Here is a 23,599-nt window from a genome sequence, read left to right as displayed (position 1 = left end):
TGGTCTATTCATCATGCTAAGATGAAACTGCTTATATCCCATTTTTGATGGGGAGATGGGAATACCAATCCTCTTCATATGTTGCAGACTGGAGGTTATCATTTATGAAAATATTCGTAGCGGGCTCCAGCGGAGTCATCGGCCAGCGGTTGCTTCCCAAGCTGGTGCAAGCTGGTCATGAGGTTACAGGCATGACCCACAATCCTCAGCGGAAAGGGTTGATCGAATCATGGGGAGCAAGGGGGATCATAGCAGATGCCTTTGATCGGGAAGGGATGATAGCCGCGATCGGGGAAGTACGGCCGGATGTCGTTATCCATCAGCTCACTTCGTTAAGCCAATGGAATCTGGAGGATAATGCGAGGATTCGAATGGAGGGTACCCGACATCTGGTAGAAGCCGCGCAGATTCATGGCGCAAAACGAATAATTGCCCAGAGCATTGCCTGGGCTTATGAGCCTGGGGATCATCCCGCCACCGAAGACGCCCCTTTGGATGTCCAGGCGCCTGCGCCGCGCAAGTCCACGATAGATGGGATCGTCTCGCTGGAACAGGCCGTTGCACAAATGCCGAATCACGTCATTTTAAGATACGGTATGTTCTATGGCCCTGGTACGTGGTACGACGCCAACGGGGTGATGGCGGAAAAGGTACGAACTCGAGCTCTGCCGGCAACGGATGGCATTATGTCGTTTCTCCATATCGAGGATGCGGCGAATGCCGCTCTGCAGGCATTGGACTGGCCGACGGGTCCGGTCAATATCGTAGATGACGAGCCTGCTGCGGGTACGGTGTGGCTGCCGCTGTATGCCGAGGCGCTGAACGCGCCTGTACCAGTATATCAAGCGGGGAGCAAGCGCGGCGAACGCGGCGCTTCGAACGCCAAAGCCCGGCAGGAGTACGGCTGGCAACCGCAACATCCCACGTGGCGAACAGGGTTTGCGCAATCGCTGAGGTGAGAGCGCTTAGCGATGCGCCAACCGGCTCCGCCGTTAAGAGTATACAAGGAGTATGCTATTCACAATGCTCACCGTAAATGAAGGGATAACATGATGAACATGTCCCAGTCCACGCACCGTGCATACAAGAAGCAGTGCGCACGACTCCATGGAGACGCTATAGGGCTCCCAATCATCATGCTCCCTAATATGCTGAAATCCAAATACCTGCCGATCCAGTGGTATGATTCGATAGCCCCTGTTGATATGGGAATGAAAAGAAAGCTATAGTTAATAGAGTAGATTCATGGCCATGAGGATGAATAGGAGCCAGGATCAAGCTGAGTGGATTTACCATACAATAAGAGCGAGGGTCAAGCTACTTATCCATACAATAGGAGCCAGGATCCAGCTGAACCGAGTTGACTAACCATAGAATAAGGAGGAGGCTATCATGACAGAACGGCTGCCATGTCGAAGCGAAGGTTGTTCCGCAACGATATTGCCGGCAACCGCTGCTAAGACCGGCGGTTATTGCATGCCGTGCAAGCAGGAAATGGAGCGTAAGGAACGGCAACGTTACATAGAACAAAATCGGAGAGACATCGACTTATACGAAGGGATTACAGATACCGTAGAGGTTCTTAAGCTCATGCATGCCCCGCTGAGGCGGGATCCATTGATTCGATATATACCCTATCCTCTGAAAAGAGAAGAGGTATATTCGGCGTTATCTCCAGGCGAGGCAGAGCGCATGCTGACTATTGCCCTTGATCTGCTGGAAGCGGGCGATGAGGACACCTGCCAGGAAATTCTTGTGTCCCTGGTCTGCTATCAGAACAAGTCGCTTGAATCCTGTATTCCGACATTGATGGAGCATGGTATCTATTACCCCGGTATTCTGTTTAAAGATGCATCTGCCCGTAGCCGCGACGAGCTGCTACAACAAGTGGAACAGGACAGGGATAACCGCAACCATCTGCTGCTTGCCCTGGCCTGGATCGGAGATGATCCGGTTGTGCGCCAATTTCAAGAATGGCGGGCCGTGCCCCCATCTTGGGCAGAGGAACTATACGTTCCGCCTGAAGCTTATGCGCATGAGGGGGGATGGGAGCTTACGGAGAAAGAGAGCAAGCGCCTATTATTCTACCATGACAGCTATGCTATAGAAAAAATAGTGCTGTCAGAAAGCACATGTGTAGCAGAACCGGAACCCGCAGAATTTTTGAAAGAGAATTCCGCTCTCTGTCCATGGTGCGGCATCAGCCTGACCACCTTGGCGGATCTGGACATCAGCCATCCGAAGCTTCAATTCTTGGGGTTGTCCGGAGAGAGGCTGCGGGTGAGCACCTGCGTGAATTGCAGCTGTTACGATACGATCTATATGGATGTGGATTTCCACGGAAAATCCGAATGGAGCCAAGCCAATTGTAGACAGGGTTATGTACCGGAGCCTGATACCGGGGAGAATGATAGAAGCTATTTGGCGGTGGGGCAGTCCTTGCGACTTGCGGACCATCCTCGCAACAGCTATTATGCAGCCTGTTGGACGCTTGGTCCGGCGGTTTCGCAAATCGGCGGCTACCCGGCATGGATTCAGGACGCCGCATACCCTTCCTGCTCCTGCTGTTCCAAAAGCATGACATTCATCGGGCAGCTGGATTGGGAACAGATCGAGGAGTATGGAGAAGGCATTTATTATATGTTCCTGTGCGCGGACTGCCAGGTGACTGCAACCTTGTTCCAGCAGACGTAGCCTGACTTAAGCAATGATTTGAGTAACTGATTGCAGCGATCAGAACGGGGAGTATACTATTTTTTCCATATCATTTTTTTGATGTGGTATTATATACCATTATAAGGATTGAGAATGGAGGTCTCATACGTGAAGGTATTGAAACGTAGAGTAGCTTATATGTTAGTGACGATACTGCTGGCAGTCAATTGTACCGCGATGGGCGCTGCGGAAGCTGCCGAAGTTGTGCATGGAGATTCACCACATACACCGATAAGCGTGGCTGGCGGCAGCGGGCACGGCGTTGCGGCATGGGGCGACGGTTCCGTGACCGCCTGGGGTTATAACAAGTCAGGTCAAGTAGGTGACGGGACAAGCATGCATCAATTGGTACCAAAGCAAGTCGCGGGTCTAACTGATATTGTCCAGGTGGCGGCAGGCGACAATTCTTCATTTGCTTTGGACAAGAATGGAGACGTATGGGCTTGGGGCGAGCATTACTCTCCTTATATTAACGGAGATCCTGCGTTGCCTCACCAAAAGCGGGGAGGCCCCATAAAGCTGGAAGGACTTAAGGATGTAGTGAGTCTGGCATTTGTGAGGTATAGCGGTGTTGCCTTGCACAAGGATGGGACCGCAACGATATGGCATCCTGCTTCTAATCCGGATGATCCCTTGAAGAGGTCTGTGAAGTATTTTCCTGTTAAAGGGGTCAAGAATGCAAAATCGATGATCATTGCCGGACATGAGGCATTGATTCTCAATGATAACGGCAGCGTCGGTATGTTAACGGTTTATAACAGTTTCTATGATCGGTACCGGCTGGAACGAGAGTTTCGCGAGGTTAAGCCGCTTGTCACTTCCTCCATTGCCGGAATCGCTGCCAACTGGTATGACGTGTTCCTGCTCCATGAGAACGGGACGGTGCTGAGATGGAATGTAAATACGAAGCAGCAAGCCCCGGTTGCGGTGAAGGGATTAAATGATATCAAGGAGATAAGAACAGGGTCCAACCGTTTATATATGCTTAAAAATGACGGCACGGTCTGGCAGTGGAATTATAACGACACGGCGGCGAAGCCTTTTCAAGTGAAAGGTTTAACTGGTATAAAGGCAATCTGGGGAAGTAATGGATATACAGGTTATGCAACCAATAAGGACGGTAAGTTGCTGGCTTGGGGAGAAGAGAAATATCAGGGCAGCGGCTCGCCTAACGAGAACGATGGAAACCCAGTCTTCGTACAGACTCCTCTGTCCTGGTCGGTAAACGGACAAAAGGTTAGCTTCTATGGATCATCCGCCATTCTGGAAGGCAAGCTGTACGTGCCCTATACCAGTGTTTTTGAAGCCCTGGGGGTCAAAGTGAAGCACGGACAATCCACTCCAGACCCGAAACACGAAAACCATCGTTTTCCGGTGTGGTCTTTCTCTTATGGCGAGAATACCGTATCCATTAAGGCCAGCAATCCCGCGGTTGTACTGGTGAACGGGAAGGTGACGCGGGAAGACGTGAGCGTTCCAATCCTGGCCAATACGAGCATGTTCCCATTGGAGTTGATCACTGCGAAGCTTGGAATTCCGCTGTACTGGAATAAAGCGACAGGCGAAGTGATCCTGGGAACAACACCATAAGGAAAGGTTGATGAAGGCACGCCCATGCGGCGTGTCTTTTGTTATTCTGAGGAAAAGCATCCATAACTATAAATAGAGAGTTTTCAATTTTCATTGACGTATGGGCTGGAAGGCCCTGTTCAAGGATATTAGAGAAGACCGCTCCCCCTTTTCCGAGGGAAGCGATCTTTTGAAGTTTGAATTTATTGTCATAAGGCGCCTTTAGTACCTTTGGTCATAACCCAGAATATAAGAGCAACAGCGCTGACTGAGGCCCCAAGCACGCAAACTCCATGCCAGCCATACTGTGCATAAATATGGGTCGAAGCAATGGAACCGGCAGCACTTCCGATGGAATAAAAAATCATATACCCGGCAACCATGCGACTGCGCGCTTGTGGGCGCAATACAAATATCATACTTTGATTCGTGACATGCACCGCCTGTACCGCCAAGTCAAGCAGAATAATACCAATGACTAAGGCAAACAGGGACTGTTCCGTGTAGCTGATCGGCAGCCATGACAGCAATAGCAGGGACAATGCAATTCCCGTCGTTCTTTGGCCGTAACCTCGATCGGCTAGCTTACCGGCCTTTGCTGCAGCCAATGCACCCACGACACCCACTAGACCAAACGCCCCGATGGCAGAGTGCGAAAGGGATAGTGGCGGCGAGCTAAGAGGCAGCACTAATGGCGTCCACAAAATGCTGAAAGCGGTAAAAATCAGCATAGCCAAAACAGCGCGGATACGTAATAGCCGTTCTTGCAGGAACAGCATCAGCACCGACTTAAGCAGTTGAGAATAGGGAAGAGACTTTACCTTACGCTCAACATTGGGCAGCACCTTATATAATGCGTAAACCATGAGCAGCATCAACGCAGCAGAAACCAAATAAACCGACCGCCATCCTGCAAGATCCTTCAAAACACCTGAAATGGTTCGCGCTAGAAGGATCCCAATCACAATTCCGCTGGTTACCATACCTACGGCACGCCCTCGTTCAGCAGGAGCAGCTATGGTCGCCGCGAACGCCACAATCGTCTGCGTTACTACGGCAAGCAATCCAACCAAAGCCAAGCCTGCAAAGAGCATCGTGCCGGACGAAGCAGTTCCAACGATAACGAGAGCCGCCATGGAGATCGCCATTTGACCGATAATTAATCGACGCTGGTTCAGTAAATCCCCCAGAGGCACCAGCAGCAGCAGCCCCAATGCATAAAAGATCTGTGTGACGGTAATCAGAATTCCAATGATGGAATAGTCCATGTTGAACTCGTTCGACAGTTCATCGAGCAGCGGCTGAGCGAAGTAGATATTGGCAACAGACATACCGCTAGCAATGGCAAACAATAACGTCACGTAACGAGTTAGATGCATACGATTACCGGGTTCGGCCGTGGTCACCGTCCCCTGTGACGCATTCGCCGTTGTTTCGTCATGGGCCGCTTTTTTTGCTATCAGCTTTTCCATTTTTGTGCATCCAATCCTTTCGAGGATTTTATGTACCGATCGGTATGTTAAATTGCTCGATAAATATATCCCATAATAACAATTCATGTCAACATGTATATTTTGAATGATGGATACACTGAATGAATTGATCTCTACCCGCAATATACAAGAAAACCGGTATTTGACAATCAAAGCCGTACATCATAAAATTAATCATACTGATTGGTAATTAAAAACCTGTTTGCTTCCCAGTTCGATCATAAAATTCCTTTCAAATCAAACGTAACGAGAGGTGAACCACTATGGGACGAGTCCGCGAATTTGATGAGGAGAAAGTATTAGATGCCGCGATGCAGTTATTTTGGGAGAAGGGATATGAGGCTACCTCATTAAGCGATTTGACTTCCAGAATGGGCATTCAGCGGCCCAGTATATACTCAGCCTTTGGAGACAAGAAAGAACTATTCGAAACCGCTCTGCGCAAATACACGATGTCGCATGCTTCCGAGGCTCGAACCAGGCTTCAAAACCAGCCATCGGTCAGGGAGGCGTTTCGGGCTTTTTTTGAGAATTTGGTTGATGAGGAATATTCCGTAAGCCGCAGCCGCGGATGCTTTTGCATCAATACGATGGTCGAGCTTGCGCCACATGATGAGAAATTTGAAATTCTGACAAGGGAACATCAGATGTACCTGGCGGTCATATTTCAAGAAACCATTGAACGAGGCATCCAATCAGGCGAGCTTGCGAGTGGCACAGACGCGAAAGCTTTATCACAAGCGCTAATCGTATCGTTAATTGGGCTGACCGTCATGTTGAAATCCCGTCCGGAGCGCTCATTCGTAAAAAATACGATAGAGGTGACTCTTACATTGCTTAAATAAGTGGGTTACTCTGTGATGGATCGTTTAAAGGTTCTATCTCCACCAAAGTGAATTTATTTCTTAGGATGCTTTTGGTTTCATGTTTAGTTGTTGTTACAGTTGTCCCATCATAGTAAACTGTTCTAAAAAACAATAGTAGGTGCATCGATGAATATGAACATACGGACAGGACGAATAGAGGACCTTCAAGAAATCATGGATTTGATAGCCCGCTGTGTTACGGTTATGCAGGCTGGAGGCAGCGATCAATGGGATGAACAGTATCCAAACCGAGAGGTGATCGGTGAGGATTTGCAGCGAGGAACATTGTTTGCAGCTGAGCGCGAAGGCCGGATCTTGGGGATCGTTGTCCTCGATGAAACGCAGGATGAACAGTACGAGACCATTAATTGGAAGCAGGTAGAGGGCCCCCATCTCATGATGCATCGGCTTGCCGTCGATCCGGAAGCACACGGACAGGGCATTGCGCGAAAATTGGTAGCCTTCTCCGAAGAATATGCCGGGCGAGAGGGTTACACGAGTCTTCGGTTGGACACCTATGCCAAGAATACCGCTGCACTCAAGCTGTATCAAGGATTAGGTTATGACCTGCGGGGAGAAGTCAACTTCCCGGGCAGAACAGCAAGCTTTCCGGTATTTGAAAAGGTGCTTGGATAAACAGACCTTAAAAGTAAGTCTGCTGCGGATCAGCGCGTGTGCTGGTCCGCAGCGGACTTTTGTTGTTTTAAGATAGGTAACGATTTCTTGGTTATGGCGATGGGGTCTGTCGGGATGCCCATTTTATGTTCTATTTAGATTTTTTTCAAAATAGGTATTGTAATTCAGTGCAGGGATGAGAGATAATGTATTTAGATGAAATTCTAAATAGAAATATGGGTGATGCACATTGGGGTTTCCGGAAACATTCAAGGCGTTATCTGATCCGGTGAGACGGGACATCCTCGTTATGCTCAAGCGCGGTAAAATGTCAGCCGGAGAGATCGGCCAGCATTTCGATATGACCGGGGCAACTATTTCGTATCATCTATCGCAGCTGAAGAAGGCCGGGCTGATATTTGAAACGAAATATAAAAATTATATTTACTATGAGATCAACGTGTCCGTTTTCGAAGAAATTATGTTGTGGTTTTCACAATTTAACGGGGGGAAACAAGATGGGGAAAAAGAATAGTTCGATGCTGGTTATAACAACGCTGATCTGTTTGTTGCCGATTATTTTATCAATGACGCTGTATAGCCAATTGCCTGAGCAGGTGGCTGTTCACTGGGACGCGGCGGGCAATCCGGATAATTATGTGTCGAAGGCGATTGCGGCGTTTGTGCTTCCGTTGTTTACAGCAGTTATTAACGTCATTATGCATGTAGCGCTTAACAACGATCCTAAGAAAATGAATGCTGCCCCGGTTTTAAGAACGATGGGTCTATGGCTCATCCCCGCGCTGTCTCTCATTCTCATGCCGATCACGCTGTTCAAGGCCATGGGGGCCGAGCTGCCGATCCAGACGATTGCACCGGCTCTTGTGGGCATGCTTCTCGTGGTCACCGGCAATTATTTGCCGAAGAGCAAACAGAATTATACGGTGGGCATCAAGCTGCCTTGGACGCTGAACAGCCAGGATAATTGGAATAAAACGCATCGTTTTGCAGGGTATCTATGGATGGCAGGCGGAGCTTTCATGATCCTGATGGCGTTTCTGAAGGTGAACCTTGCCGTCGCAGTTGTCCCTGTCATTATACTGATTGCTACGGCTCCAGCGATATACTCATTCTCTTTGTATAAAAAGGGTGTGTAATAACGGGCGGGTTCTCAACACATAAACTACACGAACTGCCAACAAGCTGACTCCAGAATCGAATGGGTCAGCTTGTTTATTTTACGGCAAAGCGCGAGTCTATCCGTTCGGGAGACCTCCCCCATAGCAGCTATAGGCACTGCGCCGCATAGGGATGGAGCTCATACTTCACGACATGTTTGCCCTGGGACCCGGTTACCGGAATTAGCAGCCCCTTATCGCAAAGAGAATGAAGGAAGCGAAGGGCGGTCCGATGATTCAGACGCAGATGTGTCTTCACATCGATCGGGCGGAGGGGCCGTGCAAGTATGCATGCAAATCGGATGATTTCACGTTCTGTTACCGTGGATACACTTGTTGAATGCGGTTCTGCCAGATACCGGTTTATGACCATCCGCAGAAGCGTCATGCACAGCTCCGGGCGGTGAGCCACATCATCGCAAGCAAATGAAATCACCTGATAACCCATGGCGGATAAAAAAGTTTCCCGATTCAGCTCGTTGCAATATTTCTGCCGGTCCATCTTGGTTGTATGTGTGCTAAATGGTTTAACCTCGATGATCAGCCTCAGATGCGGAGTGATGAGGGCGAAGCTGCAATAATAGGATCGTCCGCGCCAATCCAGCACCTCGAATTGTGGATGTAAATCGCGAAAATGACCACGCAGCGGCCACCAGACATTTTGGCAAAACAAGGTTTCGGCCTCACCATGCCCTCGTTCCAGACGACCTCTTCTTTCTCCGGTTCTGTTCCTTAGATGATAATGCATAAATGTCCCATGAGCCTTCTCAAAATCCATCTTACGGTATACCTCCCCATATAAATAAAAAAAGAACGCCCCGGCCTCACTCCAAATAAGGAATGCGCTGGGACGTTCTTCGTCTCTTGCCACTTATTATAATCAAAATGTGACCGTTTAACCACAGGATTGTCATGAAAATTACGAGCTCTGCTCGAGCACTGCTTCCCGGGCTCTTTTGCTGCGCAAACGAAACATGATCCGGCGCAGCGCCTTGATGAAATAACCGACCAGAAAAGCCGAAATGACCGTGCCCTCGCGTACGCCTTCAATCGAACCGAAAGCAAACAGCGAGATGACGATGCCGATGGATACCAGGGTCCAGTCGAACATGATCTTAATGTTCCCGAATTCGGCACCGAGCTTTTCAGAGATGACTTTCACGATGCCTTCACCCGGGTTCAGGATCGTATTCGCGATGATTTGAAGATAGATGCCGATCGCCAGAATCATGCAGCCCGTCAGTAACGCCAAAATTTTCATGAAATACACTGTAAAGTTGAGCGAACTTACGATATACGCCCCCATATCCAGAAACAGGCCAAACAGAACACCGACAAACACTTGCAGATATTGCATCTTGGGAAACTGCTTACCAAGCATGAGGACCTGGATCACCACAAACAGCAGGCATAACAGGATGGTCATCAGTCCCATGGAGAGGGGGAATTTTAGACTCAGCACATACGGTACGCTGGCAATCGGGGAGGTTCCGATATTGGCTTTGGTCACGAGAGCCGTGCCAAGTCCCATTAAGAATAGACCTACAATGAGGATGATATATCGTTTCATAAGCTGTCTTGTCATGGTTGCATTCCTTCTTCGTTATGATATAGATGGATCCGCCGCTACTAACTTCAAAAAATGATAGCAACTTTCATTATATCACTAAACAACGACAGCGAGGCAGCTGTAAAAAAATGAATGAAAAAAGCTGAACTCCATAATCGTGGAATTCAGCTTGGCATGTCTTATTTGCCGTACGGATCAATCGTCTGAATGGTGCCGTCCTCACGGTAGGTCAGTTCGGTGAATTTGACGCTGCGTTTGTTGTCCGCTCCTCCGGAGAGGGAGCTATCATGATAGAAGAGGTACCACTTATCCTGGAACTGAACGATGGAGTGATGGGTCGTCCAGCCGATAACGGGGGTTAGAATCGTGCCTTTGAACTCGAAAGGCCCCGTCGGAGTTTGGCTCGTGCCGTAGACGATTTTGTGTGTGGAACCGGTAGAATAAGAAAGATAGTAGGTTCCGTTGTATTTATGGACCCAAGGTCCTTCAAAATATCGTCGCTCTTCATCCCCTGCAACAATCGGGTTTCCCTTGTCATCGACAATAGATATTTCTTGGGGCGCCTCCTTGAAAGTAAGCATGTCGTCGCTCAGCTCAGCGACCCGCGGTCCGATGGCAGGTGCATCTGCGGCAGGTCCTTCCGCATCCGGTGTATGCGATCCCGTCTGCCATTGTTCCAGCTGCCCGCCCCAGAGGCCGCCGAAGTAAATATAGGCACGGTTGTCGTCGTCCACGAATACGGCAGGGTCGATGCTGTAGCTGCCCGGGATGTAATGAGGCTCCGGCTTAAAGGGGCCGGAAGGGGACGAACTTGTCGCTACGCCAAGACGGAAAATATCGTCATGATCCCTGGCAGGGAAGTATAAATAGTAAGTGTCGTTCTTGAAGGCAGCATCGGGTGCCCACATTTGCTTCTTCGCCCATGGAACATCCTTCACATGAAGGGCTTCGCCATGGTCTACGCATGGAGCATTCACATCATCCATCGATAGAATATGGTAGTCTTCCATGTCATACTGGTCGCCGTTATCATTGGACGTGTTCTCGTGATCCAGGTCATGGGATGGATAAATATAAATTTTACCCTCGAATACGTGGGCGGAAGGGTCTGCAGTATAGATATGGGTGACGATCGGTTCGTTAGGCTGTACGGGCTTGGTCATCACGTTTCCTCCTTGAATCATTCCATTGTAAGCGCTTGTATTTATTTTATCAGACGCTATCCTCCCAAAAAACCTAATAAAATTAGGTTTTTCACCTAAAAATATTAGATCTTTTTAGATGGAGGCTCGGTCGGATATAATCAAGCATAGAAATGACAGGAGGTGTATGATGAGAAAATACTTGTCCATCCTCTCGGATATGGAATCCAAAATCTCGGAAGGACAATACCGTCCCGGGCAGAAGCTGCCTTCCGTACGGCGTGCGGCGCTCACGTACGGATGCAGTGTCAGCACCGTGCTGCGAGCCTACGCCGAGCTTGAGAAACGTCATGCGATCTATTCCGTATCCCAGAGCGGATATTACGTGGTCGACCGTCCGAAAGAGGAAGAAGACGCGAGTGTAAGCACCACGATCGATTTCTCTTCGGCCTCTCCGGATGTGAATGTATTCCCGTATCTGGATTTTCAGCATTGCCTGAACAAGGCGATTGATACCTATAAATATGAACTGTTTACCTATGGCGATCCGCAAGGGATGGAGAAACTGCGCCATACCCTGGTCTCCCATTTGGCAGGAGCTCAAGTGTTCACTACCGCGGAGAGGATCGTGATTACGGCGGGCGCCCAGCAGGCACTTGAGATTTTGACAAAAATGCCGTTTCCCGGCGGGAATTCCGCCATTCTGGTCGAACAGCCAAGCTACAATAACTATTTGCAGTTGTTGGAGAGTGCAGGAGTACCCGTTATCGGAATGACCCGCACGGCAGCGGGGATCGACCTGCAGGCTCTGGAGGAGTATTTCCGATCCGGACATATTAAATTTTTCTATACGATGTCAAGATATCATAATCCGCTGGGCACCTCCTACAGCGCCGAGCAGAGGAAGGCCATTGCTAACCTGGCGGCGAAATATAATGTCTACATTGTGGAAGACGATTATATGGCCGATCTAGGCGAGGAGCGGGGGTACGATCCCATCTATGCCTACAACCGAACTTCGCATGTCGTGTATTTGAAGAGCTTCTCGAAGATTATTTTCCCCGGATTGCGCCTGGGAGCCGTCGTTCTGCCGGAACGGTTGCTCGAAACGTTTCATGCCTACAGTAGTTATGGGGATACGTCGCTGCTGTCCCAAGCGGCACTCGAAATTTATATCAGCAATGGGATGTACGAGCGGCACAAACAGAAGATTTACAGCCAGTATGAAGTCCGAATGCAAGCCCTGAATGCTGCTGTGCAGCGATTCGAGGGAACCGGATTGATTGAAGCCGTACCTAGCGACGGCGGAATATATAAGCTGTTTAAGCTGCCGCAGACCGTTAACCTGGAGCGATTGATCAGGCGGCTGCAAGAACGGAACATTCATGTGGTATCGGGCAAGCTGTTTTATCTGTCCGACTATAGGATGCGCGAGAAGTTTATCCGTATCAGCATTTCCAGAGCACGGTTGAATCAGATCGAGGAAGGGGTTCGTGCGATAGTGGAAGAAGTAAAGCGGGAGGTCGGGAATCTGTGGTAATGCCATATCGTGGAACGAAGGAGCGAGGCTTGCATGGGGCATAAAGACAAAGTGTATAACACGGCGGTCGAAGCTACGCTGGAGGTCATTGGCGGGAAGTGGAAACCGGTCATTCTCTTTCATCTTACCTTCGGTAAAAGACGCAATAGTGAATTTTTAAGCCTGATTCCCAAGATCACGCAAAAAATGCTGACACAGCATCTGCGGGAACTGGAAGAGGAGGGCGTTATAGTACGCAAAACGTATAATCAGGTTCCGCCCAAGGTGGAGTATGAATTGACCGAGTATGGCTGGAGCTTAAAGGAAATTCTTCATCTGATGTGCAGATGGGGAGATACGCATATCGAACGGAAGTATGGCGAATCCGCCATGGTGCTGGAGAAGCCGGAATTAGAGGATCCGCATTAAAAGGCATGATAAATGAAAGAGCCGACTTTGAATCCATAAAGTCGGCTATTTTTTTATGCTTATGGAATGACTTTACGCCGCCGGAGCTCGTCAAAGATGTTCACGAACATGGCCTCTGTATCGACATACTCATGAAATCCGAAGCGGCGGGCCTTCGAACCGTCTGCAAAGAAATCATAATCCCAGGAGAACACAAAATCGCCGAACTTCCAGGAAGAAACCTCTTGATACGTGTGCTCCTCAAGTCCATGCTGCTCAACCATGCGATTCCAGACCGGCTCTTTATCCGCCATGACCGTATCGAGATTCATCTGCAGGGGAGGGGCGGTTTCCATGTCAAAGTATTTCGCAATCTTCGGCCATAACTCGTTCCAACGGAACAGGTCCCCATTCGTGATGTTAAATGCTTGATTGGCGCATCGTTCATCGGTTGCGGCCCATACTGTAGCCTTCGCGAGCAGATCGGCATCGGTCATCTCCAGCAGACTGTGATAGGCCCCCGGCTTACCTGGAAAACGCAGCGGGATGCCAAGCTCTTTTGAAATCGAGGCATAGACGGCAATGACCATCGCCAGATTCATCGGGTTTCCAAGGGCGAAGCCGCTGACAACGGATGGACGCAGGGCTGACCAGGTCCAAGCTTTGCCTTGCTGCCGTTCCTCGAGGAAGTTCTGCTGATCGATATTGAACTCCGGCGGCATATGGTTCGCATCCGTCTCTCGTGCCGGCGTCTTGAATGGACCGAGATGAGCGCCGTATACCTTGTAGCCCTGCATCAGGCTGACATGCTGCAGGTTGGCGGCAATCGGCTCGATAGCTTCCACTACATGGACGAGCATCGCCAGATTCGGTGCAACGAGCTCGGCCCACGTTGGCCGGTCTTGGTATGCCGCATAGAAGATGTGCGTCACTTCCGTTAAGTGACTTAATTTGGCGAGCGTATCCTCGCGATCAAGCAAATCGGCCGATAGATAGCTTACACGTTTTGTTGATTCGCCGCCCCGACGCGATACTCCAATAATATCCCAATCGGGAAGCGTCGCAAGGTATTCGATGAGGTTGCGGCCGATCACTCCATTGGCTCCAACAACCAAGGCCACCTTTTTCAAGTGATGTGAACGTTGATCTGTATTCATAGGTTCATCTCCTAACGTCATGTTCTTGATTAATGTCATTTTGCACGTTAGGGTTCGGCTTGTGAAGTACGCACTTTGAAGTGACCTAGTAACTTTTTGGTAATGTTTAAGCCATGCCAAGAGTATGACCAAAGAATTTTGAATGATAAACAAAATTTTCAGGATTGGATTCAGAAAAACAGTCCCTTCTTGAATTCCTAGAAGGGACTGTTACTTTTTAAACTTATTAGTTTTTTCTATGAGAAGATCTAAAATGAAACGTATGGTTTTATTTCTTTTTGATAAAAGTCATATAATTGATTAACGGAAGAACTGGACAAGATATGACTGACCCGTTCAATTTTCTCGCGTTCCCAATCAAACCATCGCATTTCCTTTAACTTTTCAATTTCTTCTTCCGTAAAGCGTTTCTTTATCTCTTTAGCAGGATTACCGCCTACGATAGTATAGGGTGGGACATCTTTCACAACTACCGAACCAGCCGCTACAATGGCACCTTCACCTATTGTCACACCTGGCATAATCATGGCATTCATTCCAATCCAGGCATCACTTTCGATGATTGTATCGCCTTTTGGTAGGTAAGAAGTTTCAATCTGCTCCACAAACGGATATACGGTTATCCATTCAGGATGATGATTGTGATTTCCACCCATTAAAATAACTACACCACTTGCAATGCATACGTAGTTTCCAATAATCAATTGATCTATATGCCAACCATGGTCTTCGATGGGGTTAAACAATCTTCTGGATTTTTCATCCCCCCATAGGTATCTAACACATCCATCTTCAAAATCATGATGATCGTAATAACCAGAATAGTAAGAGTATTCTCCTACTTTAATCATGGGGTTGGTGACAATATCCTTTAAATACTTAATTTCGGACCAGTGCTCAAACGGATGTTCTTTCAATTCTTTTCCCTCGCTTCTAAGTAGAATACATCATTTTTTACTTAGAAGCTTAATGCAGTAGCTACATTCTTAAACCTTATCAAACGACGAACCATCGTCCTCATCCTTTTCCTGTTTGTTGGTGAGATTGTAACAAACGGATTGTCTTTTCGTCAAACACGCAGTTCGAATGTACAGTGAATGTTGTCCCATTCATTACGCCTGAACATTTTCTTGCCTCTGCTGGCAACTTGCCAGCGAGGCTTTTTTATATAAATTTAATTGATCTTGATATTTTGTTTTTCGAAAGCATATTGAAACATGCCTTCACCATATATTGACATGAGGGTAGGCGAGGAATAAATCATGCATCAATATAAAGGAGGTGTGTTTGATGGAAATACCAATAACCGGTTTTATTGTTCATTCCAATGACTCCGATTCGGAACACTCGCATCAACTCTTTCTTACATCTTGGGATGGAAGACCTGTTAACGTTCATGTTCATCCCTTCGAAGGAGACACATCGTTTGATGTTGGACATTTCCACCATTACGTGGGTGTAACTGAACCAGCTCCAAGTGGCGTTCCACACGTCCATAATTATCATGCCCAAACATCATTTAATGACCAACACAAGCACAAGATTAGAGGAACAACTGGCCCCGCCATTCCCTTGGCAGGCGGCGGGCACTATCATTATTTTGAAGGCTATACCACAGTAGATGGCAGGATTCCACATGCTCATCGATATAGTGGAAACACGGGTAATGAACAAGCAGGTTCTTGAGCCAATCGAGATCCTTGCTCTGGCAAAGCCCCAAAAAGACTTCCGGTTAGTAAGCCGGAAGTCTTTTTAACGTAAAGGAATATATTTCGTGAATAGCTGCTAAATGTAAGAAAGAAACAGCGTAGCGATACCAAAGTAGATGACAAGCGACAGGATATCGTTAATGGTTGTAATTAACGGTCCCGAGGCTACTGCCGGATCAATTTTGAATTTGAATAGAATGAGCGGAATGATTGTACCTGCCATGGTTCCTACGATGAGTGTTGCAATCAACGAGCTTCCGACCACAAACCCCAGATAGAGATTGCCCTGCCAGAAGTATGCGATCAAGGATATCAGGATGCCGCATGTCACCCCGATCATCAATCCGACCTTCAGCTCTCTTGCTAACAGCCGGTACACCAGTGACTTGGTCATTTCTTTCGTGGTCAAGCCTCGCACAATAACAGCAAGCGACTGCGTGCCGGTATTGCCGGTCATTCCGGCAATCATGGGCATGAAGAAGGCTAGCGCCACAACCTGTGCCAGCGTCTCTTCAAACCTGGAAATGATCGTTCCCGAGATCAGGCCGATGAATAAGAGCAAGATTAGCCACGGCAATCTTCGAAAGGCGGCAACGGTTGCTTTGGTGTTGAAGTCGATGGATTTGCCCCCAGTGGCATTCATTTTCCGAATGTCCTCATCGGCTTCCTTGATGACGACGTCGAGAATATCGTCAACCGTAATGATGCCTACAAGCCTGTTATCCTGTTCAACAACGGGAATGGCGACGAGATCGTATTTTTGGATAATCTGCGCGACTTCCTCCTGATCGGCATCCACAGGTACGGACAAAACTCGGCTGTGCATGATATCTACCATATATTCGTCCGGCTCGGCCAAAATGAGTCCGCGGTAGGACACTACGCCCATCAGCTTTTTGTCTTGGTCAATGACGTACAGATAGTTGATCGTTTCCGAAATGGAGACGTAGGTTTTCAGCTTCTGGACTACCTCCGATACGGTGTAATGCTGGGGAATCCACACATAACGGTTAGTCATGATTCGGCCCGCAGTTTCCGGCGGGTATTTCATCAGGTTCTGGACAAATTGGGATTCCTCGTCCCGCATTCCTTTGAGGAATTCGTCTTTCTGCTCGGGCGACAGCTCGTCAAGCAGAATGGCGAGGTCGTCGTTATCCATCAAGTCCAGGATGATGGCTGTTTTTTCTTTGCCCAGCTTGCCCAAAACTTCGATTTGCTGGTCGTGCTCCATTTCCTGGATCATATCGGCCAGCTGTTCCTCGTTCAGAAACTGCAGAAAGCGGGTTTGGTCCGTATCGCTGAGATGGCTATGTATTCTGGCCAGGTCATAAGGCAGAAATTCATCGATCATTCGCTGAAAGTCATTTGGTGTTTTTGCTTTCAGACTCTCTATAATGTCCGGCATCCATTGCTCCAGTGTCCGAGTATTCACGCCGACAATCCTCCTTTCTGATTCCGTTCTATTATAGCAAAATGTTTACGTATTATAGGGTTCACCATAACGACTTGTTATTAAACAGTCAGGATACGCAAGTGAATAAAAATAGGGTCTATGGACGAAAAAAAGAGTCTGCAGCAAGAGTTGCAAACGGTTGCAAATTCAAATAAGATATAGGCGCACAAATCTACGAGTAGGGGTGAGTATATGAAATACAGGCGTCTCGGGAAAACGGATCTGAAAGTATCGGTAGTCGGTGTGGGAACCTGGCAGTTTGGCGGTGATTGGGGGAAGGATTTCAATCAAAAGGAAGTCGATGCCATCTTAACGCATGCGAAGGAACTCGGCATTAATCTGCTCGATACAGCCGAATGTTATGGGCCTCATCATATGTCCGAGAATTTCATCGGCGATTTCCTGTCGCGCGACCGCCGCGAGGATTGGGTCATTGCGTCGAAGTTTGGTCATCGGTGGCATGAGCAATGGGAGAATGCTTGGGATGCGAAGCAGATCCGAATTCAGCTGGAGGAATCACTTAAAGCGCTTCGTACCGATTACATCGACCTGTATCAATTCCATTCCGGCTCGGATGAAGTGTTCAACAATGACGATATGTGGACGATGCTGGATAAGCAGGTTCAGGCGGGAACCATCCGCAATCTGGGCATTTCCATTGGTAGCAACAAAAATATCTATCAAACCGACAAGGCTGCGGAGGTTAATGCTACAGCCATTCAGGTTGTGTATAACCGTCTGGAACAAGCACCGGAGGAAGAGGTTCTTCCTTCATGCATGAAGCAGGATCTTGGCGTATTGGCCCGAGTTCCGCTTGCGAGCGGGTACTTAAGCGGAAAGTATAAGCCAGGGACGGTTTTCAGCGATAAGGTGCGCAAGAACCGTGATCAGGACGTGATTAATGCCAAGCTGAAGCTTGTGGAAGAGATTAAGCAGAACGAAGTGCCGGAGGGCGTGAATATGGCCGAGTGGGCGCTGGCCTGGTGTTTGAAGCATCCTGCTGTCAGCTGTGTTATTCCAGGCTGCAAGAGCGTGGAGCAGGTGGAGATGAACGCAAGAGCCGTGGAGCTGGATTTGGTCCAGGACGACCATCCGGGTGCATGGAGGGAATAACCATCAAATGAAGAAATGGCGGTGCAAGGATAACATCCTAAGCACCGCCATTTCTTTCTTTTCTGTCCGCTGCCGACTGTTTTAGCATAGAGTCTTCCTTATGATACTTGACTAAAACTGTTATGAACGAATTGTGAATCGTATTTAGTAATAGGTTATAAATATGATAGAGTAGTTTTATGGAATGAAGTTCGTGGGAGGAACCAGATGAAACCGATTAATAAACTTAGTGTTCAAGATGATTTTGTTGGATTTTACTTGCTGAAAGAATTAAATATGAGACAGACCAACGGCACGCCGCCGAAAGATTATTTCGATATTATTCTCTCGGATGCGAGCGGCCAGATTTCGGCCAAGTACTGGGATGTGACCATTCAGGATAAAGAAACGTTCCTGCCGATGCAATTAGTCAAAATCCAGGGAACCGTGCTGAGCTACCGGGATCAGCTTCAAGTTAAAATCAGCCGAATTCGTAAAGCAACGGATGAGGATGGCGTTTCCTTGACCGATTTTGTGAGGGCTGCGCCAATCCGTCCCGTGGATCTGTTACATACGATCAAACTTACGATGAATGAGATTACGGAGCCGCAGGTACGAAGCATCGTGCAGTATTGTGTATCGAAGGTGGAAGAGAAGCTGATGCATTATCCGGCTGCCAAAACTTATCATCATGCGTATTTTGCCGGACTTGCCTATCATATTGTCCGCATGCTGGAGATTGGCGATTTCATCTGCAAGCAGCGGCCGTTTCTGAATCCGGACTTGATCAAGGCTGGCATTATCCTTCATGATATCGCAAAGCCGGAAGAGATGATCGCCCAGATGGGCATCGTTACGGACTACAGCAACCAGGGAAAACTGATCGGACATATCGCCCTTGCATCCAACTGGATCGTGGAAGCGGCCATTCAGAACGACATCGCGCTAGAATCCGAAGTGGTACTTGGATTGCAGCATCTCGTACTTTCCCACCATAACCTGGGAGAGTGGGGGAGCCCGGTTCAGCCGCAAACGGCTGAAGCCGTTGCGCTGCACCATATCGACCTGCTGGATGCCAAGCTGCAGATGGTAGAGGATGCCCTGGATACAACGCTTGAAACGGAGTCATGGACACCGATGATCCGCGGGCTCGATAATAAGGCGATTTATCGGTTGAAGGTATAACGATCGAGGCATCCCCCGATCCATTGGATCGTGAAGGATGCCTCTTTATGATGCTTGGGGAAGCTTATGATTCTTGGATCGGTATGGTAAAGCGCACCGTCGCCCCGCGAGGTGGAGTGTTCTCGGCAGAAATATGCCCTCCATGATGCTGAATGAGAAGTTTAGCGATATACAGCCCCAGACCGGAATGCCCTTTTTGTCTGGAGGCATGATGATCCCCTTGATAAAACTGCTTAAATACCTGCTGCAGATCTTGCTGCTGCCCAAAGCCTGCTCCATTATCCGTCACAGCCATCATCACCTGCTGCTCGGTGATTTCGATCCGCCATAGAATTTGTCCGGCTTCAGGGGTATATCGAATGCTGTTCGAAACGAGATTATCCAGAACCTGCATGATGCGATAGGGATCCAGGATGACGGGCTTCTTGTTCATTCGTTTATCATGGATCTCTGTATGGAACGTTATGTTCTTATTGCTGCATAAAGCGGCATATTCCATGGTTTTATCATACGCGAAATCTTCAACATCCACGGGAAGCGGCTGGAGCCGAAAAGATACCTTCTCAATTTCTGCGATGGTGTTCATATCCTGAAGGAGTTTCGAAGCACGTGTCGTGTTGCGTTTGATGACTTGCAGATATTGCGTTCGTTTAGCTTCATAAGACTCCCCGTTCATCTGCTCCAAGCCCTCAACATGTCCTTGAATAATCGTAAGCGGTGTCCGAAGGTCGTGAGCGAGAGCCGCAAACATGGTGCTTCTATCCTGCTCCAATTTCCATTCACGCTCGATGGATTGCTCCAGCTCCTGACGCATGTCCTCAAAAGCATTCGTAAGCTGATTAACTTCCGTTATGGACGATGTCCCTGTCATGGAAAAGTGTAAATTTCGCTCTTTAATCTGCTCGGCTCCTTGCAGAAGCTGCTGCAGCGGAGTGCTGATCTTGCGGCTGAATCGCCTTCCGAATATCAGAGTGAACAAGATGATATACAGAAAAGGTGTCAGAATAAAGGCCAGGGACCCAAAGGTTATCAAGGGATTCAGCGCCGGATTGGCTGCCGTCACCTTCAGTTTATATCCAAGCAGAAGAGCCCCTGCAAGATCTCCGTCACTAGAGACAACCGGAATATATTTAACGACTTGATTCATGCTGCTGCGCGTCTGGTTCAAACGTGCTAGTATCTTTTGCCGGTTAAGCGATTCTTTTAGAGTAAGATCACCATATAAGGGTTCGCCGGTAAGGGACACAACCAGGTAGGTCATGCCCTGCGAGGGGATCACCTTTTCCAGTTCGGCTTGTCCCTGCGTGCTCATGACAGAATCACCCCGGTCTTCCGCGTACTCCGAAATAACAGGAATCTGAGCTTCATAATGATTTGCCGGGAGCGCGATGTCATGGTTGAACAAGTACCCAAGCAGCATGACGAGCAGTCCCCAGGTTACAAGCGTAGCCAGCAAGCTGCAGGCCAGAATGGAGACGAAATGGCGGGCGAATGTGTTTTTGATGGAACACTGTTTCATCATTTGGGATCCCACTTGTAGCCGATGCCCCATACGGTTTGAATATAGCTGCGGTCCTGCGCGTGGGCAGCCAGCTTGGCCCGGATTTTCTTGATATGCTCGGTAATGGTAGCGTCGTCCCCCTCAGCGTCAAACCCCCATAACTTCTCATAAATCTGTTCTCTGGAAAAGACCTGCCCCTGATGCATCGCCAGCAGTTCTACGATCTGATACTCCTTATTCGTAAGAGCGATGTTGTGCCCGTTGCAGCTAACAGCATGTCCCTTGCAATCGATCATCAGGGATTGGAATCGCAGGATGCCTTGTTCTTTTTGCGCGTGGATTCTCTGTTCTCGCCGCAGGTGGGCATGGATTCTGGCTTTCAATTCGGCGAGACTAAAGGGTTTGAGCAGATAATCGTCTCCGCCAGCAGCCAGCCCTCGAATCCGGTCCACTTCACTTTGGCAAGCACTCAAGAACACAATGGGACACTGCGTCCTTTCCCTAAGCTGCTGGCAGACCTCAATGCCGTTCATCTCGGGCATCATCACATCGAGGATGATCAGGGACGGCTGCTGCTCGCTCTGGATCAACGCCTCCTGTCCACTTCCAGCAGTTAGTACGTGATAGCCTTCCAGTTCCAATGAATCTTGTATAAAAGCAAGGATTTCCTCCTCATCATCCACCAATAGGATCGTTTCATTTGCCATATCTATTACATCCTCCGAAAAATAGCTATTAATAAGGGGTTTATCTGGTTAGAGTACACGTCATTTCTAAAGAATGAATAAAGAAATGAATCTTTAAAATTCAGTAGCTTAAGCATCACTGCGCATGCGGATCATTCTTCCGATCGCTGTTGCCCCCAGATTTCTATCTAACAATGAAGAATTGTTGAAATCAAGGGTCAAAGGCGACCGCTATCGCTTCTCCAGAACGATTCCGCCTGCTCCGTTGAAGTAATGCACATCAAAAGATCAACTGACTGAGCGTTTCTTTATCCTTTCTTTATGATTGTACCTTAACCTGAAGGCACAATGATAAGGAGGTACGATGATGGCAACGAATCCACAGCCAAGAATAAGGCTCATCGATAGCTTGAGGGGATTTGCATTATTAGGCATCTTTTTGGTTAACATTACGTTTTTTACAACATCGCTACAAACGATTTCGTTCGGGGTCGAATTATGGTCAGGCTGGTACAATGAAGTCCTGATGCTGCTGCGCGGAATTGTAATTGACGGCAAATTTATTCTGATTTTCTCTTTCCTGTTTGGTTTTGGCATGGTGTTGTTACAGGAGAGCAGTCAGGCCAAAGGCCGAAGCTTTAACCGTATCTATGCTCGCAGGTTGACGGCTTTGCTTCTGATCGGTCTGATCCATGGCATCCTGATTTGGTACGGAGACGTTCTGACCCACTATGCACTCATGGGTTTTCTGATGATGCTGTTTCAGCGCTGCAAGCCAAGAACGCTGCTGATCTGGTCACTGTCCCTGCTGCTGCTCGTTCCCGTCCTGCTGACTGGGGCAAGTCTGCTGAGCTCCTCGGCCGGACAGGTCTTTGAGCCGTTGAGCCAGGCGGATGCGCATCAGATGGGGATCTATTTCCAGGAGCGGGATGCAGCCATATACGGAGAGGGGACGATGACCCAGATCATCGCTCAGCGGCTGAATGATTACATCGGCTCCATTTTGAATATGGTGGTCTTCTACCCGCAAGTATTAGGGATGTTCCTGATGGGTGCCTACTTCTGCAAGCGCCGTATTTTGCATGAGGTCCAGAAGCACCGGAAGGGGATCATCCAATTGGTCGTCATTGGCGGAAGTTTGGGTCTTGTTCTTCAACTCGTGATGTCGCTAGCGGATGGACTTCCATCCTGGGGCGAGGCGGTAGCCTTATTCGTTGGGGCACCACTCTTGACCTTGGGCTATATCGGCGTGTTTGCACTTTTATACCAGAATACATCGTGGCAGAAGGTACTGAATATATTTTCTTATCCCGGAAAAATGGCCTTCACCAACTATTTGCTTCAATCGATCCTTTGCGGATTGATCTTTTACAGCTACGGATTGGGGTGGTACGGAACGATCGAACCGATCTGGCAGATGGTGATGGTTGTCGTCATTTTTGCTCTGCAAGCGATCTTCAGCAGAGTCTGGTTAAAGCGGGTTCCGATAGGACCATTCGAATACATCTGGCGCCTGTTTACGTATTGGGGAAATCCGGTGAAACAGGGGCAGAAGGTGAATGTTCGTCTCTGACATGAAGCCCGCTTTTATCAAACTTCACTGCATCGAAGCACCCAAGCTTTAAATAAAACTCTTGCAATTTCAATCCGGGATGTATTACAATGCTTCTTAAATTAACAAACACGATATGTTAAAACAAGCGATGATGGAAAGAGTAAGCGAAAGAACGTTCCTGACAGG

General features: G+C 48.4%; 22 protein-coding genes. 13 read left to right on the top strand and 9 right to left on the bottom strand.

Features of this window, described 5'->3' with window-relative positions; all coding sequences use genetic code 11:
- Nucleotides 1-104 precede the first annotated feature (104 nt).
- From ABEW73_RS02815 to ABEW73_RS02805, 3 genes are all read left to right on the top strand, one after another.
- A complete protein-coding gene (locus tag ABEW73_RS02815; RefSeq protein ID WP_430172086.1) occupies nucleotides 105-959 on the top strand; it encodes an NAD-dependent epimerase/dehydratase family protein in 855 nt (284 codons plus the stop codon).
- Nucleotides 960-1,392: 433 nt separating this feature from the next.
- Nucleotides 1,393-2,694 carry a DUF1963 domain-containing protein gene (locus tag ABEW73_RS02810; RefSeq protein WP_430172085.1) on the top strand — a complete coding sequence of 434 codons (1,302 nt, stop codon included), beginning with the start codon at nucleotides 1,393-1,395 and terminating at the stop codon, nucleotides 2,692-2,694.
- Between the two features lie 129 nt (nucleotides 2,695-2,823).
- A complete protein-coding gene (locus tag ABEW73_RS02805) occupies nucleotides 2,824-4,305 on the top strand; it encodes a stalk domain-containing protein (RefSeq protein WP_430172083.1) in 1,482 nt (493 codons plus the stop codon).
- Nucleotides 4,306-4,493: 188 nt separating this feature from the next.
- On the opposite strand, the gene ABEW73_RS02800 is transcribed toward ABEW73_RS02805, so the two are convergent.
- Entirely contained in the window at nucleotides 4,494-5,663 is a 1,170-nt protein-coding gene (locus ABEW73_RS02800) for an MFS transporter (protein WP_430172081.1), read from the bottom strand.
- 377 nt (nucleotides 5,664-6,040) lie between these two features.
- On the opposite strand from ABEW73_RS02800, the gene ABEW73_RS02795 reads away from it, so the two are divergent.
- From ABEW73_RS02795 to ABEW73_RS02780, 4 genes are all read left to right on the top strand, one after another.
- A complete protein-coding gene (locus ABEW73_RS02795; RefSeq protein WP_430172079.1) occupies nucleotides 6,041-6,622 on the top strand; it encodes a TetR/AcrR family transcriptional regulator in 582 nt (193 codons plus the stop codon).
- A 153-nt stretch (nucleotides 6,623-6,775) separates the two neighbouring features.
- The gene (locus ABEW73_RS02790) at nucleotides 6,776-7,279 is read left to right on the top strand and encodes a GNAT family N-acetyltransferase (RefSeq protein WP_430172077.1); all 504 of its coding nucleotides are present in this window, start codon (nucleotides 6,776-6,778) and stop codon (nucleotides 7,277-7,279) included.
- Between the two features lie 229 nt (nucleotides 7,280-7,508).
- On the top strand, nucleotides 7,509-7,793 hold the full coding sequence (locus tag ABEW73_RS02785; RefSeq protein WP_076324201.1) for an autorepressor SdpR family transcription factor: 285 nt from the start codon (nucleotides 7,509-7,511) through the stop codon (nucleotides 7,791-7,793).
- Nucleotides 7,777-8,415 (top strand): SdpI family protein, encoded by a 639-nt coding sequence (locus tag ABEW73_RS02780; RefSeq protein ID WP_430172075.1) that lies wholly within the window; start codon nucleotides 7,777-7,779, stop codon nucleotides 8,413-8,415. Before ABEW73_RS02785 ends, ABEW73_RS02780 begins: the two co-directional genes overlap by 17 nt.
- A 130-nt stretch (nucleotides 8,416-8,545) precedes the next feature.
- Here the strand turns inward: ABEW73_RS02780 and ABEW73_RS02775 are convergent, their stop codons facing one another.
- The 3 genes from ABEW73_RS02775 to ABEW73_RS02765 form a co-directional block, all read right to left on the bottom strand.
- Complete coding sequence (locus ABEW73_RS02775) at nucleotides 8,546-9,214, bottom strand: hypothetical protein (protein WP_430172073.1); 669 nt, start codon at nucleotides 9,212-9,214, stop codon at nucleotides 8,546-8,548.
- Between the two features lie 141 nt (nucleotides 9,215-9,355).
- Complete coding sequence (locus ABEW73_RS02770) at nucleotides 9,356-10,021, bottom strand: YczE/YyaS/YitT family protein (protein WP_430172071.1); 666 nt, start codon at nucleotides 10,019-10,021, stop codon at nucleotides 9,356-9,358.
- Nucleotides 10,022-10,185: 164 nt separating this feature from the next.
- A complete protein-coding gene (locus ABEW73_RS02765; protein WP_430172069.1) occupies nucleotides 10,186-11,169 on the bottom strand; it encodes a glycoside hydrolase family 43 protein in 984 nt (327 codons plus the stop codon).
- A 169-nt stretch (nucleotides 11,170-11,338) separates the two neighbouring features.
- On the opposite strand from ABEW73_RS02765, the gene ABEW73_RS02760 reads away from it, so the two are divergent.
- On the top strand, nucleotides 11,339-12,688 hold the full coding sequence (locus tag ABEW73_RS02760) for a PLP-dependent aminotransferase family protein (RefSeq protein WP_430172067.1): 1,350 nt from the start codon (nucleotides 11,339-11,341) through the stop codon (nucleotides 12,686-12,688).
- A 33-nt stretch (nucleotides 12,689-12,721) separates the two neighbouring features.
- Nucleotides 12,722-13,096: a winged helix-turn-helix transcriptional regulator gene (locus ABEW73_RS02755; protein ID WP_430172065.1), complete on the top strand. Its 375-nt coding sequence runs from the start codon at nucleotides 12,722-12,724 to the stop codon at nucleotides 13,094-13,096.
- A 59-nt stretch (nucleotides 13,097-13,155) separates the two neighbouring features.
- Here the strand turns inward: ABEW73_RS02755 and ABEW73_RS02750 are convergent, their stop codons facing one another.
- On the bottom strand, nucleotides 13,156-14,232 hold the full coding sequence (locus ABEW73_RS02750) for an SDR family oxidoreductase (RefSeq protein WP_430172063.1): 1,077 nt from the start codon (nucleotides 14,230-14,232) through the stop codon (nucleotides 13,156-13,158).
- Between the two features lie 248 nt (nucleotides 14,233-14,480).
- Nucleotides 14,481-15,149, bottom strand: coding sequence for a CatB-related O-acetyltransferase (locus tag ABEW73_RS02745; protein WP_430172061.1), 669 nt, complete (start codon nucleotides 15,147-15,149; stop codon nucleotides 14,481-14,483).
- Between the two features lie 373 nt (nucleotides 15,150-15,522).
- Here ABEW73_RS02745 and ABEW73_RS02740 point away from each other — a divergent pair, with 373 nt between their 5' ends.
- The gene (locus ABEW73_RS02740) at nucleotides 15,523-15,918 is read left to right on the top strand and encodes a YmaF family protein (RefSeq protein ID WP_430172058.1); all 396 of its coding nucleotides are present in this window, start codon (nucleotides 15,523-15,525) and stop codon (nucleotides 15,916-15,918) included.
- A gap of 99 nt (nucleotides 15,919-16,017) precedes the next feature.
- Here ABEW73_RS02740 and mgtE read toward each other — a convergent pair whose 3' ends face one another.
- Nucleotides 16,018-17,373, bottom strand: a complete 1,356-nt coding sequence (gene mgtE / locus ABEW73_RS02735; protein ID WP_430172056.1) for a magnesium transporter — start codon at nucleotides 17,371-17,373, stop codon at nucleotides 16,018-16,020.
- A 213-nt stretch (nucleotides 17,374-17,586) separates the two neighbouring features.
- On the opposite strand from mgtE, the gene ABEW73_RS02730 reads away from it, so the two are divergent.
- Together ABEW73_RS02730 and ABEW73_RS02725 are read left to right on the top strand one after the other, a co-directional pair.
- Complete coding sequence (locus tag ABEW73_RS02730; protein WP_430172054.1) at nucleotides 17,587-18,507, top strand: aldo/keto reductase; 921 nt, start codon at nucleotides 17,587-17,589, stop codon at nucleotides 18,505-18,507.
- A 207-nt stretch (nucleotides 18,508-18,714) separates the two neighbouring features.
- Nucleotides 18,715-19,671, top strand: a complete 957-nt coding sequence (locus ABEW73_RS02725; protein ID WP_430172052.1) for a 3'-5' exoribonuclease YhaM family protein — start codon at nucleotides 18,715-18,717, stop codon at nucleotides 19,669-19,671.
- 64 nt (nucleotides 19,672-19,735) lie between these two features.
- Here the strand turns inward: ABEW73_RS02725 and ABEW73_RS02720 are convergent, their stop codons facing one another.
- On the bottom strand, nucleotides 19,736-21,193 hold the full coding sequence (locus ABEW73_RS02720) for a sensor histidine kinase (protein WP_430172050.1): 1,458 nt from the start codon (nucleotides 21,191-21,193) through the stop codon (nucleotides 19,736-19,738).
- Complete coding sequence (locus ABEW73_RS02715) at nucleotides 21,190-21,879, bottom strand: response regulator transcription factor (RefSeq protein ID WP_430172048.1); 690 nt, start codon at nucleotides 21,877-21,879, stop codon at nucleotides 21,190-21,192. Before ABEW73_RS02715 ends, ABEW73_RS02720 begins: the two co-directional genes overlap by 4 nt.
- Nucleotides 21,880-22,225: 346 nt before the next feature.
- Between ABEW73_RS02715 and ABEW73_RS02710 the strand changes: the two genes are divergently transcribed.
- A complete protein-coding gene (locus tag ABEW73_RS02710) occupies nucleotides 22,226-23,431 on the top strand; it encodes a DUF418 domain-containing protein (protein WP_430172046.1) in 1,206 nt (401 codons plus the stop codon).
- Nucleotides 23,432-23,599: the final 168 nt, after the last annotated feature.

The sequence above is a fragment of the Paenibacillus lautus genome (assembly GCF_050482385.1).
Classification (GTDB): Bacteria; Bacillota; Bacilli; order Paenibacillales; family Paenibacillaceae; genus Paenibacillus_AQ; species Paenibacillus_AQ lautus_B.
The sequence above is the reverse complement of the archived record's forward strand: the minus strand, read 5'-3'. Positions and strand labels throughout refer to the sequence as shown.